The 17,525-nt window shown below is 38.5% G+C and carries 19 protein-coding genes and 2 tRNA genes; 10 read left to right on the top strand and 11 right to left on the bottom strand.

Translation table 11 applies throughout. The annotated features are described in order from the left end of the window. Positions 1–26 precede the first annotated feature (26 nt). Together HX021_RS17580 and HX021_RS17575 are read right to left on the bottom strand one after the other, a co-directional pair. Positions 27–101, bottom strand: a tRNA-Arg gene (locus HX021_RS17580). Between the two features lie 230 nt (positions 102–331). Further along, positions 332–412, bottom strand: a tRNA-Tyr gene (locus HX021_RS17575). 285 nt (positions 413–697) lie between these two features. Here HX021_RS17575 and HX021_RS17570 point away from each other — a divergent pair. The 6 genes from HX021_RS17570 (at position 698) to HX021_RS17545 (ending at position 6,857) form a co-directional block, all read left to right on the top strand. Then, on the top strand, positions 698–1,330 hold the full coding sequence (locus HX021_RS17570) for a peroxiredoxin (protein ID WP_286591856.1): 633 nt from the start codon (positions 698–700) through the stop codon (positions 1,328–1,330). A gap of 84 nt (positions 1,331–1,414) precedes the next feature. Next, positions 1,415–1,729: a thioredoxin family protein gene (locus HX021_RS17565; protein ID WP_286591855.1), complete on the top strand. Its 315-nt coding sequence runs from the start codon at positions 1,415–1,417 to the stop codon at positions 1,727–1,729. Further along, a complete protein-coding gene (locus tag HX021_RS17560) occupies positions 1,710–1,964 on the top strand; it encodes a DUF6952 family protein (protein ID WP_046673203.1) in 255 nt (84 codons plus the stop codon). The genes HX021_RS17565 and HX021_RS17560 overlap by 20 nt, the downstream gene beginning before the upstream one ends. Positions 1,965–2,361: 397 nt before the next feature. Continuing rightward, entirely contained in the window at positions 2,362–4,824 is a 2,463-nt protein-coding gene (locus HX021_RS17555) for a PIG-L family deacetylase (protein WP_286591854.1), read from the top strand. A 4-nt stretch (positions 4,825–4,828) separates the two neighbouring features. Then, positions 4,829–5,038 (top strand): hypothetical protein, encoded by a 210-nt coding sequence (locus tag HX021_RS17550; RefSeq protein ID WP_286591853.1) that lies wholly within the window; start codon positions 4,829–4,831, stop codon positions 5,036–5,038. A gap of 97 nt (positions 5,039–5,135) precedes the next feature. After that, a complete protein-coding gene (locus tag HX021_RS17545) occupies positions 5,136–6,857 on the top strand; it encodes a sodium:solute symporter family protein (RefSeq protein WP_286591852.1) in 1,722 nt (573 codons plus the stop codon). Between the two features lie 65 nt (positions 6,858–6,922). Here the strand turns inward: HX021_RS17545 and HX021_RS17540 are convergent, their stop codons facing one another. The 8 genes from HX021_RS17540 to HX021_RS17505 form a co-directional block, all read right to left on the bottom strand. Then, complete coding sequence (locus HX021_RS17540; RefSeq protein WP_286591851.1) at positions 6,923–7,789, bottom strand: N-acetylmuramoyl-L-alanine amidase; 867 nt, start codon at positions 7,787–7,789, stop codon at positions 6,923–6,925. Further along, positions 7,789–8,826, bottom strand: a complete 1,038-nt coding sequence (locus HX021_RS17535; RefSeq protein ID WP_286591850.1) for a DUF3078 domain-containing protein — start codon at positions 8,824–8,826, stop codon at positions 7,789–7,791. The genes HX021_RS17540 and HX021_RS17535 overlap by 1 nt, the downstream gene beginning before the upstream one ends. A 19-nt stretch (positions 8,827–8,845) precedes the next feature. Further along, complete coding sequence (locus HX021_RS17530) at positions 8,846–9,553, bottom strand: hypothetical protein (protein ID WP_286591849.1); 708 nt, start codon at positions 9,551–9,553, stop codon at positions 8,846–8,848. A 115-nt stretch (positions 9,554–9,668) separates the two neighbouring features. Continuing rightward, positions 9,669–10,496, bottom strand: coding sequence for a glucosaminidase domain-containing protein (locus tag HX021_RS17525; protein WP_286591848.1), 828 nt, complete (start codon positions 10,494–10,496; stop codon positions 9,669–9,671). A gap of 14 nt (positions 10,497–10,510) precedes the next feature. Further along, positions 10,511–11,035: a glucosaminidase domain-containing protein gene (locus tag HX021_RS17520; protein ID WP_286591847.1), complete on the bottom strand. Its 525-nt coding sequence runs from the start codon at positions 11,033–11,035 to the stop codon at positions 10,511–10,513. Between the two features lie 22 nt (positions 11,036–11,057). After that, positions 11,058–11,693: an O-methyltransferase gene (locus HX021_RS17515; protein ID WP_286591893.1), complete on the bottom strand. Its 636-nt coding sequence runs from the start codon at positions 11,691–11,693 to the stop codon at positions 11,058–11,060. Between the two features lie 240 nt (positions 11,694–11,933). After that, the gene (gene folE / locus HX021_RS17510; RefSeq protein WP_286591846.1) at positions 11,934–12,563 is read right to left on the bottom strand and encodes a GTP cyclohydrolase I FolE; all 630 of its coding nucleotides are present in this window, start codon (positions 12,561–12,563) and stop codon (positions 11,934–11,936) included. 29 nt (positions 12,564–12,592) lie between these two features. Beyond that, positions 12,593–13,006 (bottom strand): 6-pyruvoyl trahydropterin synthase family protein, encoded by a 414-nt coding sequence (locus tag HX021_RS17505; protein ID WP_286591845.1) that lies wholly within the window; start codon positions 13,004–13,006, stop codon positions 12,593–12,595. Positions 13,007–13,174: 168 nt separating this feature from the next. On the opposite strand from HX021_RS17505, the gene mqnB reads away from it, so the two are divergent. The 3 genes from mqnB to HX021_RS17490 all read left to right on the top strand — a co-directional run bounded on the left by mqnB (position 13,175) and on the right by HX021_RS17490 (position 15,790). Further along, positions 13,175–13,801: a futalosine hydrolase gene (gene mqnB / locus HX021_RS17500; protein ID WP_286591844.1), complete on the top strand. Its 627-nt coding sequence runs from the start codon at positions 13,175–13,177 to the stop codon at positions 13,799–13,801. Positions 13,802–13,939: 138 nt separating this feature from the next. Next, on the top strand, positions 13,940–14,926 hold the full coding sequence (locus HX021_RS17495) for a pyruvate dehydrogenase complex E1 component subunit beta (protein ID WP_286591842.1): 987 nt from the start codon (positions 13,940–13,942) through the stop codon (positions 14,924–14,926). A 108-nt stretch (positions 14,927–15,034) separates the two neighbouring features. Continuing rightward, positions 15,035–15,790 carry a DUF6263 family protein gene (locus HX021_RS17490; protein ID WP_286591841.1) on the top strand — a complete coding sequence of 252 codons (756 nt, stop codon included), beginning with the start codon at positions 15,035–15,037 and terminating at the stop codon, positions 15,788–15,790. A 56-nt stretch (positions 15,791–15,846) separates the two neighbouring features. Here HX021_RS17490 and gcvH read toward each other — a convergent pair whose 3' ends face one another. After that, positions 15,847–16,227 carry a glycine cleavage system protein GcvH gene (gene gcvH / locus HX021_RS17485; protein ID WP_286591839.1) on the bottom strand — a complete coding sequence of 127 codons (381 nt, stop codon included), beginning with the start codon at positions 16,225–16,227 and terminating at the stop codon, positions 15,847–15,849. Between the two features lie 100 nt (positions 16,228–16,327). Between gcvH and HX021_RS17480 the strand changes: the two genes are divergently transcribed. Beyond that, entirely contained in the window at positions 16,328–17,524 is a 1,197-nt protein-coding gene (locus HX021_RS17480) for an anhydro-N-acetylmuramic acid kinase (protein WP_286591838.1), read from the top strand. The last annotated feature ends 1 nt before the right edge of the window (position 17,525 follow it).

The following is a 17,525-nucleotide window of genomic DNA, read 5'->3' as shown; positions in this document are numbered from 1 at the left end:
ACTGATCTCAGTCGCTTTTATTCGTTTGGTAGCCCCGAGCAGAATCGAACTGCTATCAAATGTTTAGGAAACATCTATTCTATCCGTTGAACTACGGGGCCTTTTCAAAAGCCAAACTTAGGCTTATTTTACAAATAAGTCAATAGCTGAACCAAAATCAATATAATTTTTTGTACAGGCACGGCACATAACAATATGCTGATTTTCTTGTACCAGGTTAAAAAGACACTTGATAAAACTCATTATCCTTCAATTCAGGCTATGCTAACTGAAATCTTTGTACTTAACGATATGGTGAAGGGGGGGGGGAGGGGAATTTGGAGAAAAAATGTGGAGGGAGAAGGATTCGAACCTTCGAAGCCGAAGCAACGGATTTACAGTCCGTCCCATTTGACCGCTCTGGAACCCCTCCAGCATTGTAGTATTCTTAAAAGAACGTCGCAAAAGTAGGCTTTGCACGACAACTGTGCAATTATTTTTTTTCAGATTTTTGTAACTGCCCGAGGATGAATTATTTTATTTTTTCTCCAGGTAGTCATCCTATCATTCACAAACCATGAATTTATCATTAATATAATAAAAACTTATTGTTATAATCAGGTCATAATAGATTTTGACAATAGTATATTGGTAAAATCAATTCGCTTTTTGATGAGAGTTGCTGTATCTTTGTGCCAACAAAAAAGAAAGATATATTATGAGTTTCACAGGTAAAAGTTTCCCAAGCATTACAGTAGATGCTATCGATTATTTAGGCGATAATTTGCAGATCAACATCTTTGAAAAAGCAGTTAAAGAAGGAAAAAAAGTTCTTTTGTTTTGGTATCCAAAAGATTTCACTTTTGTTTGTCCCACTGAATTGCATGCTTTTCAAGAAGCTGCTGCTGAGTTTGAAAAACGCAACACAATCTTAATCGGTGCATCATGCGATACGAATGAAGTTCATTTTGCTTGGTTAAACACGGCAAAAGACAATGGTGGTATCGAAGGTGTTGAATACCCTATCTTAGCTGACACAAACCGCAACTTATCTAGTGTATTGGGCATCTTGGACGTTCAAGAAGTTGAACATCCAGAATATGGCACATTGGCACAAGGATCTGCTGTAACATACAGAGCGACTTATTTGATCGACGAAACTGGCCGTGTTTTCCACGAGTCTGTCAACGATATGCCTTTGGGCCGTAACGTAAAAGAATATTTACGTCTGATCGATGCTTATGCGCACGTTCAAAAATTTGGCGAAGTATGTCCTGCAAACTGGGAAGAAGGAAAAGAAGCAATGAATGCAGACAGAAAAGGTGTTGCTGATTATTTAGCGAAACACTAACTATAAAAAGACCTGCGGTCTATCAACAGGGGCCTTATCCCGGCTCCTGTTGATTTCTCCATCAATCACCTTAATAATAAAATCATGTTACAAGAATTAGAAAACGATAATTTACAAGAAATTGTAAACAATAACGATATTGTGATGGTGCAATATGCAGCAACTTGGTGTGGCAATTGTAAGATCATGAAACCAAAATTTAAGAAATTGGCTGGCGAAAATGAGGGTGTCCCTTTCATTATTGCTGACGCGGAGAAATTTCCTGAATCACGCAAGTTGGCCAATGTTAACAATCTACCCACTTTTGCCGCATTCAAAAACGGTAAGTTGGTCAATCAAGTACAAACAAATAAGTTGGACGCATTAGTAGAATTATTCAATGAAACTGCCGGTAATTAAACACTTAACAGAATTCATCGAGCAAAATGATGTCGATTATGTTTTAGAAACCATTGAAACATTGGAAGCTCTTACTGAAGCACCTCTGAAAGATGAGGAACTAGACGTTCTTGGTGAATTAATTTCGAACCTATACGGTGCGGTAGAGGTTGATAAATTAATAAAAGAAGGAAACTCAAAGAAAGATGCTTTAAACATGTTCATGAAACGTGTTTTAGGAGCAATTGACAAGTAGTTTTGCTTGATTTAAACGTACCAAAAAGAAGCTTTCTTTTCATATTTTTAGTCGTCCAAAAGCTAAAGTGTTGACAAAATTTAGCAATGTGGAAAACTAATTAAAGGAATCTGACAGAACTAAATATTTTCTACATATATTTACTATGTTAAAGGTTGCCACTTGGAGCGAAGCGACAAATAACTATTCTCTAAAAACTCGTTTCAAGAAAAAATATTTTAATTGTTAAACGGAAATTTCAACCAAGGTTGAAATTTCCGTTTTTTGTTTGTATCTCCTATTAATTTTACCCCCGATACGCTTCCCATTTAAGTCATTCAACTAAACAAGGCCCAATATATACATTAAAATTACAATGTTCAGCTACACATTTTAGATGAAATTTTTATCTTTAGGAATGCGAAGACCTTTTCTTTCTGTTATTATTCTTTTGGCTATTATCTTTTCAAAATCAGCCGTTTATGCACAAAACCCACAATGGGATGCAGCTCAAATCAAATTGAACTTAGAGAAGCTGAATGTGCTTGGTTCTGTTTTATATTTTGCGGCCCATCCGGATGACGAAAATACCCGCTTGATCGCTTGGCTCGCCCAGGAGAAAAAATATAGGACGGGGTACTTATCTTTAACCCGTGGGGATGGGGGACAGAACCTTATCGGGACCGAGCAGGGAATAGAGCTTGGCCTTATTCGTACCCAGGAACTCCTCGCTGCCCGCCAAATCGATAAAGGGGAACAATTCTTCTCTTCTGCATATGATTTTGGATTTTCGAAAACTCCTGAAGAGACTTTCGCCTTTTGGGACAAACAACGGATACTTCGTGAAGCGGTATGGATCATTCGTAAATTCAGACCCGATGTGATCATCACACGTTTTCCTCCGGACGCCAGGGGAGGACATGGCCACCATCAAGCATCGGCAATTCTGGCCCGGGAGGCCTTCAAAGCAGCAGCAGACCCAGAACAATTTCCTGAGCAACTCAACGATGATATAAAGCCCTGGCAAGTGAAACGATTACTCTGGAATACAGCGAATTTTGGTGGTCAGAACAATACACGAGAGGATCAATTAAAGGTCGACATCGGCGCATACAATGCACTCCTAGGCACTTCCTATGGTGAAGTTGCTGCCCATAGCCGTTCCTCACATAAAAGTCAGGGCTTTGGATCAGCCGCACAACGAGGCTCCTCCATCGAATATTTTGAATATGTAGATGGTGCTCCTGCTGATACCACTTTGCTTGATGGGATAGACACTTCCTGGGAAAGAATTCCAAATAGCCAAAAAGTACAATCACTGATCAGTCTGATCAATCAAAACTATCAACTTAACAGGCCTGAATTGACCATACCCAACCTGATCCAACTTTATAAAGCACTGGATCAAGTCAATGATGATTATTGGAAAAAGGAAAAGAAAAATGAGGTAAAAAAACTGATCCTTGCCTGCGGTGGGATTTGGTTTGAAAGCATCGCAAAAAAACCGGATTACGCCAGAGGTGATCAAATTAAGGTCGACAATTCCATTATTGTACGTCGAACAGGTGTTTCTGTGGAATTAATAAAGTTAAATGATCATGATGTCCATAAAAACCTGGCCATGAATGTTCTGCAGAAAGATTCGCTAACAGTTACCTTTGACCATACAACACAACCTTACTGGTTAAATGAACCACATGCCCGGGGGAAATTTAATGTTAAGGATTTCGATCTCACTGGGTATCCCGAAAACCCAGACAACCCAAAAGTCCGCTTTGAATTATCAATTAACGGAGAACATCTTGCATTTGATCAAGATATCCAGTATAAGTATACTGATCCGGTACGTGGTGAAATCTACAACCCCATTGCCATTCTGCCACAGCTAACGGCAAAAAGTTCAAGCTCTTTAGCTCTTACTCAGTATGCGAAGGCAGCAAAGGTGAATCTGTTCTTCCAAAAAAACGGTCAAAGCCAGCCTCAACATTTTAAAGTGACGGCAGATGAATTAAAGGGCTGGGAAATAAACCCGGCATCATTTGACCTTCAGTTTGCCCCAGGCTCAGCTCATATTTCCAAAGAAATTACCATAAAACCGCTTGCCCCCGGTACTTCTTCGATTGATACCCTTCATTTCCGGATTGACCAAAAAGATCGTTTAATGGAAGCTAAAGAAATTAATTACGCCCATATCCCGGAGATTGTTTATTTCCCGGATGTCGCGATCAAAATGAGCAATATCAACCTCATAAATGAGGTTAGAAAAGTCGCTTATATTCATGGAGCGGGAGATCTTATTCCTGAATCGCTGGCTGCGATAGGTATTAAAGTGGATGTGCTGACAAGCGAACAGCTCTTAAAAAGTAACCTGACAGATTATGATGCGGTCATTTTAGGAGTGAGAATTTTCAATGTCAATCAGGAGATCGCGCAGATCCAAACTAAACTTCTCTCTTATGTGCATGCAGGAGGAACGGTTCTCGAACAATATAATGTAAGCAATGGACTGATTTCAAAAAATTTTGGTCCTTACCCCTTTAATATCGGAAGAAGTCGTGTTACCGATGAATTAGCCCCGGTAAGCTACAATGAAAAGGATCCGATATTCAACTTCCCCAACAAAATCACCTCAGCCGATTTTAAACATTGGGTACAGGAAAGAGGCTTGTATTTTGCGGAAGACATTGATAAAAGATACCGCACTCCACTGGCCATTCAAGATGCCGGAGAACCGCTTCATAAAGGTTCTTTGTTAGTAACGGAATATGGAAAAGGGAAGTTTGTCTATACTTCACTATCTTTTTTTAGACAATTACCTGCTGGAATTCCCGGAGCTTACAGATTATTTGTAAATTTGTTATCAAAATCAAAATCAAAATAGTACAATGGAAAATCAAATGGACAACAATTGCTCAACAATAGATGCTGGTCAAGCAAAAGGAATCATTCTTTTGGTGGCTGTAGTATTTGGTGCCTTAATTGGATTCACAGCAAATGAGACATTTTTAAGCATTATTGGTGGTGCTGTTATCGGATTGATTGCTGCTGTTATCTTTAACAGCATTATCTATCCACACAAACCCTCAGATAGATAAAATATCAGATGAATAGCTGGAAACGCTTCTATTGGTTGGTCGTTATCTGGCTATTTGTATTTATCCTTTTTCTGTACTTTTTTACAAATCACTATTCATGAGTGCAGCAGATTGGATCGTTTTATTTTTGACCCTTTTGTCTATTGTCACTTATGGCATATACAAAAGTCGGGGGATAAAAAATATTGATGGCTATCTTTTGGGCAATCGTTCATTGCCCTGGTACCATGTAGGACTTTCGGTAATGGCAACTCAGGCGAGTGCCATTACTTTTTTATCTGCACCCGGACTGGCTTATTCTTCAGGGATGAGCTTTGTCCAATTTTATTTTGGTCTGCCCCTGGCCATGATTGTGCTCTGCATCACCTTTATCCCAATTTTCCATAAATTAAAGGTATTTACTGCCTATGAATTTCTAGAAAAACGTTTTGATATCAGGACTCGAGGTCTTACAGCGCTTTTATTTCTGATACAAAGAGGTATTTCCACCGGAATCACGATTTTTGCCCCGGCTCTGATTATATCAACGATTCTGCATATAGATCTGACATGGACAACATTGGCGATCGGAAGCTTTGTCGTTATTTATACCACATATGGAGGAACCAAAGCAGTATCACACACCCAATTGCTTCAGATGAGTATTATATTCGGGTCCCTGCTCATTGCTGGTGTGCTTGTGATATACCTTCTTCCCGACGATATCGGATTTTCCAAGGCTTTGCATATTGCGGGAAAATCAGGGAAAACCAACGCACTTGATTTCACTTTTGACCTCAATAACAACTATACTTTATGGACTGGATTGATCGGCGGTTTTTTTCTACAGCTTTCATATTTCGGAACAGATCAAAGTCAGGTAGGACGGTACCTCACTGGCTCTTCCATTAAAGAGAGCCGGATGGGGCTTATTATGAACGGTCTTTTAAAAGTTCCCATGCAATTTGCTATCCTACTGATTGGCGTTCTTGTATTTGCATACTATCAATTCCATCAACCACCCTTATTTTTTAATCAGATAGAAATACAGAACCTAAAGAACAGCCAACATGCTTCTGCCTATCAAGAACTTGAAAAGAAACATAGCCAACTTTTTAAACAACGTGAATCTGTAGTTCACGACCTTAATGATGCGCTGGATCTTGATGATCAAAATGGTATAGCAACACTTCGTAGCTCATTGCATCAGCTAAATACAGAAATGCAGCATGTAAAAGAAAGCACGGTAGAACTCATCAAAAAAAATAACCCTGCTGCAGAAACAAATGATAATAATTATGTCTTTTTGGCCTTCGTCACCAGCACTTTTCCAAAAGGTCTGATCGGTTTACTTATTGCCGTTATCTTCTTGGCCTCTATGGGCGCTACGGCAAGTGCTATTAATTCGTTGGCTTCTACGACAACCATAGATATATACAAACGGTTTATCAATCGTCATGCAACTGAAAGGCAAGACCTCCTATGGTCCCGTTTATTTACCCTAGGCTGGGGTATCTTTACTGTAGTAGTTGCTTTATATGCCAACAAATTGGGGAACTTGCTTGAAGCTGTAAATATTCTTGGGTCTCTATTTTATGGAACTATTCTCGGCATATTTATCGTGGCTTTTTATATGAAAAAAATCAAAGGGAAAGCTGTGTTTATTGCTGCTATTCTATCTGAAATCCTGGTGGTAGGGATCTGGTATCTTGACAAGATACCTTTCCTTTGGTTAAATCTCATTGGTTGTGTTGCGGTCATGCTAATTGCTTATTTAGTACAGCTAGGCATAGGAAATAAAGTACAGCACATACAAAGCAACGATCGGCATATCGATTAAGAAGTGCTGCAGTTCACTATCAAATCTTCAATTATTCTGATGAACCTATGAAGGCCGATCTTCTACTAGTATTTTTTATAAATATTATACAAAACACTTTTATCATACACTGTTAATTCAGGAGTCGTATCCCGAACAATAAATTTTCTTTTGAACGCAACAATGGCGGCCTTTAAATTGGAGGTATCATAACCGATAATTTTCAGTGCATCAATGGCATTAAAATTATCCGGGGGCGCTACCAGTTGACCTTCATCGTACCAGACACCAAAACCCCGTTGTGCCAGTTTTCGCCAAGGAAAAAAAACACTGGGATCATTTTTACGTGCAGGAGCAATATCAGCATGACCGATAAAATTAATAGCAGGAATTAAGTAACGTGCTTTTAAGGTATCTAAAACAGTAATCAATGAGTTAATTTGAGCATCAGGGAAAGGTTCTCTGCCATTATTATCAAGCTCTATACCTATCGAGCAGGAATTCATATCTGTAACGCCCCCCCACTTTGCGACTCCTGCATGCCATGAGCGCACATAGTCATTCAACATTTGGATAATTTCACCGTTTCTACCAATAATATAATGGGAACTTACCTTCGTACGTGGTATCTGGAATGTTTTGATTGTCTGTGCAATACTATCCTGGGCCGTATGGTGGATGATCACAAAATTAGGTTTGCGGACATCATAGTGAATCGCTTCTTCTTGTTTCCAGTAGGGGTGGCTCCCCGATTTTTGTAGAAATATTACTTGCCGTTCTTCTGGTGTAAACAGATTGGTATCAGGTTTTGAGACTATTTTTTCCTCTACGATTACAGCGGGGACAAAAGAGGTGATCAGCGGTTGAGACACTACGGGTTTGACCTTTGACTTACAACTTGCCAAAGATGCCAATACACAAAGGAATAGACCTACTGACAGTGACCTAAACATTATCTCGGTAAGCTATAGACAATCCCCATGGCCAAGGACTGGCTCAATTGGACTTTTGAAATAATATCCGTATCATATACCATAATACCGTTTAGATTTACGTTGATCGTTCTGGTCACTTTAGCCGTCACTGTCACGTCCAAACGATGCTTAGGATCTGAAAATTTCTCATAATCGGCAAAAAGGTTATAACGCGCCTTTACATTTAGTTTGTCGGTAAAATTTTTATCCAAATTGGCAGTGAGCTGAAATGCGAGGGCATTTGCAAAACTTCCACCAACCTTTTTAACACCATAGCGTTCCTCATTACGTGTCGGCTCCTCAGGGAAAGGATACTTCCCGAAGCGCGCAAAATATGCCTCTGCAGACAAAGGCTTAACCCGATCATCTAAAATGAAGGTCTGTCGGGCGGTCCCTGTACCAAAACGTAATGAAAATTCATTGCTTGGTTTATATTCAAGACCCAGTGACTCTGTCAGATACCCCGGGGCCATAAATGAATTTTCGACATAGTCTATGGTATCTTTACCATTTTCAGTTTTATATTTATAGCCTTCGTCAAATTGGGACTCAAAGGTTATGGAAGTATAGAGCGCCCAATTGGAAGATAGTTTGTAAGAAAGCTTATTGTCCCAAAAAATACGGTCATTATTCTTCTTCGCGATTTGTTTATTGTTTTTTAGTTTTCCATATCGCAAATCAACCTCTGTAACGAAGTTAAAATTATCTTTTGTATAATCAGATTTATGATTAGCATTCAACCCCACAGCAATGGATCCAACTCCCCCGCCACTCCAATATTCATTGAAGGATGCTTGGTTTAAATTGATGCCAAACGTTGTCCAGTGCTTCCAGTAATCTACCTCAAGGTTTAACTTCGGAACGACAGGACGAATCGTTTTGATATTTAACGGTTGTTCTTTTTCTAAAGAAATTATGGTATCTGGTTTTGCCCTAAGATCTCTCAGATCTTGCGCCTTTATACTTGAAAAAGAAAGGCAAAGCAAGGCCATGCCGACAAAATTGAATAACTTCATTCTGAAAATATCTATTTTTTTACGGTACTAATTTATAATTAATTGTTGGAAAAGGCTCAATAAAATATTGAGAAGGATTTAATCGGTAGCGGGAATAGCAATCTTTAATGTAATTTGTTAATTCATAATCGCTAGCTGCCAGAATGAAAAAATAGGATGGCCGAAATATTCTTCTGAACCGTTCAGCCTCCTCAAAACTAAGCCCGGTAACTTTGCTGATAAGCTCTTTAGTAAACTTGTAATCAACGACATTTTCCTTATAATCCTTTTCAATCGTTTTGGTAAGTCTCCGTGCCCTTTTTGCTTCTTTACTGAATAAGCTATAAATCGAATTTATACTCAATCCAGCCCCGGTAGGCCCTACAGAAAACACATCACCATATCCTGCCAGTCGATAGGCCTTGGCATAGTCTTCTTTAGCCTTTTTTAAAATTTCTTCAGGACTCTTACGGGCTGAGACTTGAACTTCATCAATGTAGATAGACTCTCGCAATAAATGAAATAACAGCAGGCCTTTATTGTCAACAGCAAGAGTATCTGAAAAGTAGCCCTTGCTCATGGCCACAATCCGGTCTCCCATTTGTGCTGGAAAGCTGAATTCACCTTTGGTATTGTTATACAGCACGTCTCCAGTGCGCAGGTTTGCTAATTTGACATTTCCAATACGCTGCTTGGTCTTTTTATCGAATACAATCCCTTCAACTTTTTTCTCTTGACAAAAAAGCATGGTTGTATTGCCTAAGGTGGCTATGAATAGAAAGATATATCCCGCAAACTTCACTTTCGTAAAACTACTATATAGCTATACAAAACAGAAATATTTAACATCTTTTAAAACGTAACTATTTAGATATAACTAAGAGCTGTCCAAGAGATAATGTGTCATCGGTCAGACCATTTAGCTCTTTAATCTGTTCGACAGAGACATTATAGTGTTTGCTCAACGAGTATAATGTATCCTGTGGTTTGACTTCGTGAATGCGCATCGCCACAGGGCTCTTGATTTCTTCTGTTTTTACTATGCTAGGAGGGACTTCCTGAACATGTTGGACAATTTCTTCCTGTACCTCTTCTTCTCGCAGTACTTTTTCTGTTGGGGATTCGCCACGGTCATACTGATCTAAATGATACCTTTCTATCATTTCAATCAATAAATCTGGATACCGGGGATTGGTTGCATAACCTGCGGCTTTTAAGCCTTTGGCCCAGCCTTTATAATCATTTTTGTCCAGTTGGAATAAAGCTGAATAACGCGGTCGGAGTAAAAATTCTGAGTGGTCCCGGAAAGATTGTTCGGGATTGTCATATACACGAAAACAGTCATTTATTTTATCATCAGGGCGTGTCATGGATTTACCTTTCCAAACACCACCACATTTAATACCAAAATGGTTATTAGCTTCCCGGGCTAAATAACTATTTCCGCTACCCGACTCCAATAAAGCCTGAGCAAGTTTGATACTTGCGGGTATACCGTACTTGTTCATTTCCGCAATTGCAACATCTTTATAATGGGCAATATAGTCGTTTCCAGCCATCGTGGGCCGGCTTACTGAGGATGAAGAAGTTTTTGATTTTGAACCAGATTTAGAGGATATAGTGCCTCTCCGGCTTGAACATGATGTAATCAACATCATGAATACAAACATGCCATAAAAAAACTTCTTCATGCAATAATGTCGCGCTATTTTTTTGTTGACGAGAATCTATTTTGCTTACTATCATTATCAAACATATCTAAATGATACAGTCTGATGGTTCTCAGTACCTTTGCGGTCCAATCTTTACTGGTAGAGTATCCTGAACGAGCAATTGCTTTTACCCAAGCTTCATATTTTTCTCCAGGATGTTTTTCAAAAAGGCTCCGAGTAGTCTTCTTTCTTTTTACTATTCCTACAAAATCATCATAAGAGTCTAATACGGACCGATAACCTTTGTAAGCTGATCGAATAACAGTACTGTTATTCTTTCCTTTGACACCAAAATGGTTGTTCAAATGTTTTGCTATCCTGCTGCGGCCATTTCCGCTTTCGTGCATGGCAATCGCTAGGATAACAGATGCTGGAACACCGTGTTCCTCCATCATTTCTTGAGCTATTGGACTGTACTTATCGACATAAGCCGCATTACTTTGAGCTGAAACTTTAAAAGTTCCCAAAAATCCCAAAGCTAGTATCAATACATAGCTTTTTAATTGTTTTAAATTCATGAAGAATGTTTTAGTTCACAAATTACTTTTTGCGCAAAGCAAAAAGTCCGTCTCGAATCGGTAATATCACCTTTTCTACGCGCTTGTCCTGAGCTAAACGTGCATTCAAATCAATGATCTGCTTTGTTTGGTTGTCTGGTTTTGAGTCCAACACCTTACCTTTCCATAAGACGTTGTCAATCAAAATAAGTCCCCCAGACGGAACGTAATTTATTATCGTTTCGAAATAATATAAATTTCTCTTCTTATCAGCATCAATAAATACCAAATCGAATGTTTCATTCAATGTGGGAATTAAATCTACTGCATCACCTATATGATACCTGATTTTGCCTGCGAATGCAGACTCATCAAAATAAGCTTGAACTCTTTCTTGTTGCTCTTCGTTAATATCGATGGTATGTAATACACCATCTTTTTGAAGGCCTTCTGCCAGACATAATGTTGCATATCCCGTAAAAGTGCCAATCTCCAAAATCCGCTTTGGAGCAACTAATTTACTCAATAAAGAAAGAACTCTTCCCTGATAATGACCAGATAACATATGGGGCATTGTTTCCTTCAAATATGTCTCCCGATTGACCCTTTTTAGTAACGAATTTTCTTCGTCTGTAGTATGTTCCAAATAGGACTCTAAATCGTTGGCAACAATTTCCATAACCGCAAAGGTACCAAAAAACATTTTTATGATAAAAACATTTTTTAACAAAACACTTATTATCAATAAGATACAGTTAAACTATTGTAAAGGCTTTTTTCTGTTCCCCGCCATATATGCTCAAAAACGCACTATCTTAATTTTTGAATTTTATATTTATTTTCAAAATTTATCAAAAAATAAACCCTCGAAAGTAGCAGCTTATCGAGGGTTTATTTTTTATTATTTTACAACAATTAATTAGGCCAGATCTGCTGTAATCAATCGTAAAAATTCTGACCGTGTCACATCATTTTGAAAAGCACCGGTAAACGCTGATGTGGTTGTCACTGAGTTTTGTTTTTGCACTCCGCGCATAGCCATGCACATGTGCTTACATTCCATCACAACAGCAACGCCTTTTGCCCCTAAGGTCTCTTGGATGCAATCACGGATTTCATTCGTGAGACGTTCTTGCACCTGTAACCGACGCGCAAAGATATCGACAACACGTGGGATCTTACTTAAACCAACAATGTGCCCATTTGGAATATAGGCAATGTGGGCTTTGCCAAAGAAAGGCAGCATATGGTGCTCACAAAGGGAATATACTTCAATATCCTTTACGACAACCATTTGACTATAATCCTCTTCAAACATAGCACCCCGTAAAACTTCAGCGGCATCTATATCGTAACCATGTGTCAAAAACTGCAAGGCTTTAGCAACCCGTTCTGGGGTTTTTATTAATCCCTCCCTTTTAGGGTCCTCCCCGAGGCTTTCTAATATATCCGTATAATGAGAAGCGATGCGATCTACTTTTTCTGTATTGTATTTGTCGATCTTAATATATCCATCCAACTCTGCTTTGTCAAATGAGTGTTGACTCATATTTTCTACTATTTAAAATGTATTAAAGATTAATCGCCAAAATATTCGACGTAGTTATTTTCTGTTTCATGCAGACGGACGCTGTGCAAGGTCACCCCTTGTTTTTCAAACTGCGGTTGAAGGATCTTAAATATCTCAATCGCTATATTTTCGGTAGAAGCCATCACGCCCTTCATAAATTCAACATCCAAATTAAAATTACGGTGATCCACCACATCAATGATGTTACGGTTTATAATATCTTTCATGATCTTCAGATCAATCAAAAAACCTGTTTCGGGATTAATTTCACCTTTCACTGTGACAAAAAGATCATAATTGTGTCCATGCCAATTTGGGTTGGAACAAAGCCCAAAAACTTGTTCATTTTGCTCATTGCTCCAATCTTCACGGTAGAGCTTATGTGCAGCACAAAAACGTTCACGACGAGTTATAAATACCATAATGATACAAAGATACGGCTTTGCACTCAATTTCAATATTTCTATTTTGGGAATGCCGTCAGATTAGCGTAATATAATCAGCCAAGATCTTCTGGACTTTTATTTTTCACAAACAAGTAGTTCATAAAAGATAATTTGTAATTTTCGCTTCATTAAACACACGCTACTATGCAAATATTAATCATAGCCGCCACTCAATTTGAGATCCAGCCTTTTCTTGAGGTCGTCTCTAATTACCCCTATTGTGACACTTTGGTTACCGGCGTAGGTATGGTTGCTACAGCATTTGAACTCGGAAGAGTCCTACATGAAAAAAAATATGATTTACTTATTAATGTAGGCATTGGGGGCTGCTTTGACCGCAACATTCAAATTGGCCAGGTGATCCAGGTTATTTCTGAATCCTTGATAGAATTGGGGGCAGAAGACGATCAAGAATTTATTTCAATTGATCAGTTAGGCTATGGAAAATCTAGGTTTGAATCCCCTGCAGTAAAGGCCGGCAGCTTGTTCATTCCCTTTCTACCTCAGGCGCATGGGATCACGGTCAATAAAGTTCACGGCAACACAGTCAATATTCAAAAGACGAAAGATCTGCATCCAAATATCTGTGTGGAGAGCATGGAAGGAGCTGCTGTTTTTTTTGCAGCAGAAAAAATGGAACTCCCAGTTATTGAAATCAGAGGGATATCAAATTACGTGGAAAAGAGAAACCGTGCCACGTGGAACATTCCATTAGCCATTATGAACAGTAATAAGGCGCTGATACAAACACTGGATTTTCTGTGCAGCTAATTTTCCAAAATTGGATACAAAAGTCATTTACTTATTAAAAAATGACATAAAACTATATAAATAGGCAAAGCAAACCTTCAAAATGTGAATTTTAAATAGTAGATTTGTAATCGAAAAATTGATACTATTTTACAACTGATGAGAGAAATACAATTCAGAGAAGCACTTCGTGAAGCAATGAACGAAGAAATGCGTAAAGACGACAAAATATTTTTATTAGGAGAAGAAGTTGCGGAGTATAACGGAGCTTACAAAGTAAGCCAAGGTATGCTGGACGAATTCGGTGCAAAACGCATTATTGATACGCCTATTGCTGAGCTTGGTTTTGCAGGTATCGCTGTGGGCGCGGCAATGAACGGTTTAAAACCAATTGTTGAATTCATGACTTTCAACTTCTCACTTGTTGCGATTGACCAAGTCATTAATGCTGCAGCAAAAATCCATTCCATGAGTGGTGGACAATTCTCAATTCCGATGGTTTTCCGTGGTCCAACAGGAAACGCAGGACAGCTCGCTGCACAGCACTCTCAAAACTTTGAAAATTGGTATGCGAATACTCCAGGATTAAAAGTTGTTGTTCCTTCAAACCCATACGACGCAAAAGGTCTATTAAAATCTGCTATCATTGATCCAGATCCAGTTATCTTCATGGAATCGGAAGTTATGTACGGTGATAAAGGCCAAGTTCCGGAAGAAGAATACTACTTAGAAATCGGAAAAGCAAATATTATCCAGGAAGGGACAGATGTGACTGTCGTTTCTTTTGGCAAAATGCTTCCTCGTGTTGTCATTCCAGCAGTTGAAGAATTGAAAAAAGAAGGTATCAATGTTGAATTGATCGACTTGCGTTCTGTTCGCCCTATTGATTACCCTACAATTATTGAATCTGTGAAGAAAACCAATCGTTTGGTTATTGTAGAGGAAGCATGGCCTTTAGCATCCATATCTACTGACTTGGGCTTCCATATACAGCGGAATGCTTTTGATTATTTAGATGCTCCTGTAATTCGTGTTAATTGTGCAGATGTACCTCTTCCATATGCACCAACATTGATTGAAGCTGCTTTACCGAACGTTGAAAAAGTTGTAAAAGCCGTTAAAGAAGTATCTTATATCAAAAAATAATAAGAACTACTATTTACATACATAGAAAGAATCCCTTTTACTTGAGCTAAAAGGGATTTTTTTTATATATTTATATTGCCCATATATTATTAATAAGCGAAATCCATTATGAGAAAACTACATCTCATTTCCTGCCTTGCTGTATTGGTTTTTATCATTACATCTGTCTCTGCACAAGAGCAATATACACTAAGGGTAAATCCCGACGAAGGAAAAAAGATATCACAAACGATTAATATGACCATGGACATTGATGCCGAAGGACAACAAGTAAGTACCGATCTGGTCATGGGGTTTGACATCATTAATACGGCTCAAAAAAACAACTCATTTATCTTTGCCCTGAAGTATACGGGCATCAATATGAAGATGAAAGCCGCAGCAATGGAAATGACTTACGATTCCAAAAATCCGGAAGCTAATGCGTTTTCTAAACAGATGCACGCCACACTAGGAAAGTTATTAGAAAGCAATATAAGTTTTGATGTAAACCAATTGGGTAAATCGTCCAATATTAAATTGCCTGAAGGTATAAATCTTCCTTTTGATAAAAGTATGTTCGAAAACATCAGTACCGTATTGCCCGAGCAGCCTATACATATTGGTGACTCCTGGACATCAAAAACAGAATCAGAAGATTCTGGCTTGATGGTTGAAAACAAGATGACCTTAATTGAGGTGAATGATCAGGGATATAAAGTAAATGTCGAAGGGAAAATGTTTGGCCCAGATGCAAAACAGGTCGGCAATATTCTAGGTTTTTATGTTCTGGACAAGAAGACCTGTCTCACTAAGATAACGTCAATGACAAGTGATGTCGATATGCCAGAAGCAAAAATAAAGACAGTGATAAAAAGTCAATAAAAAACAAAAAGGGCCTATGTGCCCTTTTTATTTTTATTCATTTTATTGTTTACTTATTAAGCGTTGATTTCTTCTTTGTATTGATCTGCAGACAATAATGCATCAACGTCAGCGACATTATTTAATTTAACGCGAACAATCCAACCTTCGCCATATGGATCAGAATTAACCAATTCAGGGGAAGCATCAATTGCATCATTAACCGATAAAATTGTACCTGTAACAGGTAAAAACAAATCTGAAACTGTTTTTACAGCTTCTATTGTACCAAAGACCTCGTTTGCGGCAATCTCTTCACCTACAGTGTTAATGTCAACAAAAACGATGTCTCCCAATTCACGTTGAGCGAAATCTGTAATCCCTACAACTGCTTCATCACCTTCAACACGAATCCATTCGTGGTCTTTAGTGTATTTCAATTCTGCTGGAAAATTCATTGTATTTAATTTTTTGATTTTTAATGCCGTGAAGTTACAAAATATCTTTAATTGTCAAAAATGATATTCATCATAAGATTTTTGTAGTTATTTTTAAGCTATGAATCCTCAAATTGAAAAACTTTATCAGATTGCACTAAAAAAAGACCGTTATATCATAGGTTTAATGTCCGGAACGTCTTTGGATGGTCTCGATATTGCTCTTTGCCGTATTAAAAATAATGGAAAGAATACCCAGGTGCAATTAGACAAGTTTGCGACAATGGATTATGAGGACGATTTTAGGGCTAAAGTTCGCGAGGTATTTGCAAAACGCAGTATTGACCAGCAGCTACTCACGGGTCTTAATGCATATATTGGTATCATACATGCTGGGTTAATCAATCAAGCGCTTAAAAATTGGTACATTTCAGCGTCTGAAATCGATTGTATCGCAAGTCATGGACAAACAGTATATCATGCTCCAAAATCCTTAACCAAGGACGCTAATTGGCCCAATAGCACATTACAGATAGGAGACGGCGATCATATTGCTGTACATACAGGTATAATTACACTGTCTGATTTTAGACAAAAACATATCGCCTCGGGCGGTGAGGGAGCCCCTTTAGCTGCTTATGGTGATTATTTACTTTTTTCCCACCCTGTGGAAAACCGATTTCTATTAAATATTGGTGGAATTTCCAATTTTACTTTTATACCTAGTCATCAAAGCAAAATGGAAGCTTATGCAACTGATTTAGGTCCCGGAAATACCATGATGAACCAATTCATGAAAGAGAATTTCAATCTGGAGATGGACAGGGATGCTCTGGTCGCTCAACGAGGCATTGTCAATAAACCGTTGCTGGATCAGCTTTTATCGGAAGATTTCTTGACGTTAGATTTCCCAAAAACCACTGGGCCAGAGCTCTTTAATCTAGCTTACCTCAAAGAAGCTCAAAAGAATTCATATACAGAAAATTTGGCTCCTGAAGATATCATGGCAACACTCAACTGTTTTGCTGCCCAGGCAATGGTCAATGGAATTCTCAGCCAAGCCAGCGGGCTGGATAATGTTGCTGTATATATCAGTGGGGGAGGCTTACATAACCCTCTACTGTTTACAGCGATCAAAACAGGATTACCACAATTTAAAATTGAGAGTTTCGCTACGCTTGGCATTGACCCAGATGCTAAAGAAGCTGTCCTTTTTGCTCTATTGGCAAATGAAGCTCTGGCGGGAAATAAATCAAATGTGAAACAGATCAAAAACTCCCCTGCCGTCTGCATGGGAAAAATAAGTTTTCCTGAATAAT

The organism is Sphingobacterium sp. N143 (genome assembly GCF_030325625.1).
Classification (GTDB): domain Bacteria; phylum Bacteroidota; class Bacteroidia; order Sphingobacteriales; family Sphingobacteriaceae; genus Sphingobacterium.
This window is presented reverse-complemented; position numbering and strand designations above follow the sequence as displayed.

Coding starts and splice junctions, on each gene's coding strand:
- HX021_RS17570 (WP_286591856.1), top strand. CDS start 698: ATGAGTTTCACAGGTAAAAGTTTCCCAAGCATTACAGTAGATGCTATC.
- HX021_RS17565 (WP_286591855.1), top strand. CDS start 1,415: ATGTTACAAGAATTAGAAAACGATAATTTACAAGAAATTGTAAACAAT.
- HX021_RS17560 (WP_046673203.1), top strand. CDS start 1,710: ATGAAACTGCCGGTAATTAAACACTTAACAGAATTCATCGAGCAAAAT.
- HX021_RS17555 (WP_286591854.1), top strand. CDS start 2,362: ATGCGAAGACCTTTTCTTTCTGTTATTATTCTTTTGGCTATTATCTTT.
- HX021_RS17550 (WP_286591853.1), top strand. CDS start 4,829: ATGGAAAATCAAATGGACAACAATTGCTCAACAATAGATGCTGGTCAA.
- HX021_RS17545 (WP_286591852.1), top strand. CDS start 5,136: ATGAGTGCAGCAGATTGGATCGTTTTATTTTTGACCCTTTTGTCTATT.
- HX021_RS17540 (WP_286591851.1), bottom strand. CDS start 7,789: ATGTTTAGGTCACTGTCAGTAGGTCTATTCCTTTGTGTATTGGCATCT.
- HX021_RS17535 (WP_286591850.1), bottom strand. CDS start 8,826: ATGAAGTTATTCAATTTTGTCGGCATGGCCTTGCTTTGCCTTTCTTTT.
- HX021_RS17530 (WP_286591849.1), bottom strand. CDS start 9,553: ATGCTTTTTTGTCAAGAGAAAAAAGTTGAAGGGATTGTATTCGATAAA.
- HX021_RS17525 (WP_286591848.1), bottom strand. CDS start 10,496: ATGAAGAAGTTTTTTTATGGCATGTTTGTATTCATGATGTTGATTACA.
- HX021_RS17520 (WP_286591847.1), bottom strand. CDS start 11,035: ATGAATTTAAAACAATTAAAAAGCTATGTATTGATACTAGCTTTGGGA.
- HX021_RS17515 (WP_286591893.1), bottom strand. CDS start 11,693: ATGGAAATTGTTGCCAACGATTTAGAGTCCTATTTGGAACATACTACA.
- folE (WP_286591846.1), bottom strand. CDS start 12,563: ATGAGTCAACACTCATTTGACAAAGCAGAGTTGGATGGATATATTAAG.
- HX021_RS17505 (WP_286591845.1), bottom strand. CDS start 13,006: ATGGTATTTATAACTCGTCGTGAACGTTTTTGTGCTGCACATAAGCTC.
- mqnB (WP_286591844.1), top strand. CDS start 13,175: ATGCAAATATTAATCATAGCCGCCACTCAATTTGAGATCCAGCCTTTT.
- HX021_RS17495 (WP_286591842.1), top strand. CDS start 13,940: ATGAGAGAAATACAATTCAGAGAAGCACTTCGTGAAGCAATGAACGAA.
- HX021_RS17490 (WP_286591841.1), top strand. CDS start 15,035: ATGAGAAAACTACATCTCATTTCCTGCCTTGCTGTATTGGTTTTTATC.
- gcvH (WP_286591839.1), bottom strand. CDS start 16,227: ATGAATTTTCCAGCAGAATTGAAATACACTAAAGACCACGAATGGATT.
- HX021_RS17480 (WP_286591838.1), top strand. CDS start 16,328: ATGAATCCTCAAATTGAAAAACTTTATCAGATTGCACTAAAAAAAGAC.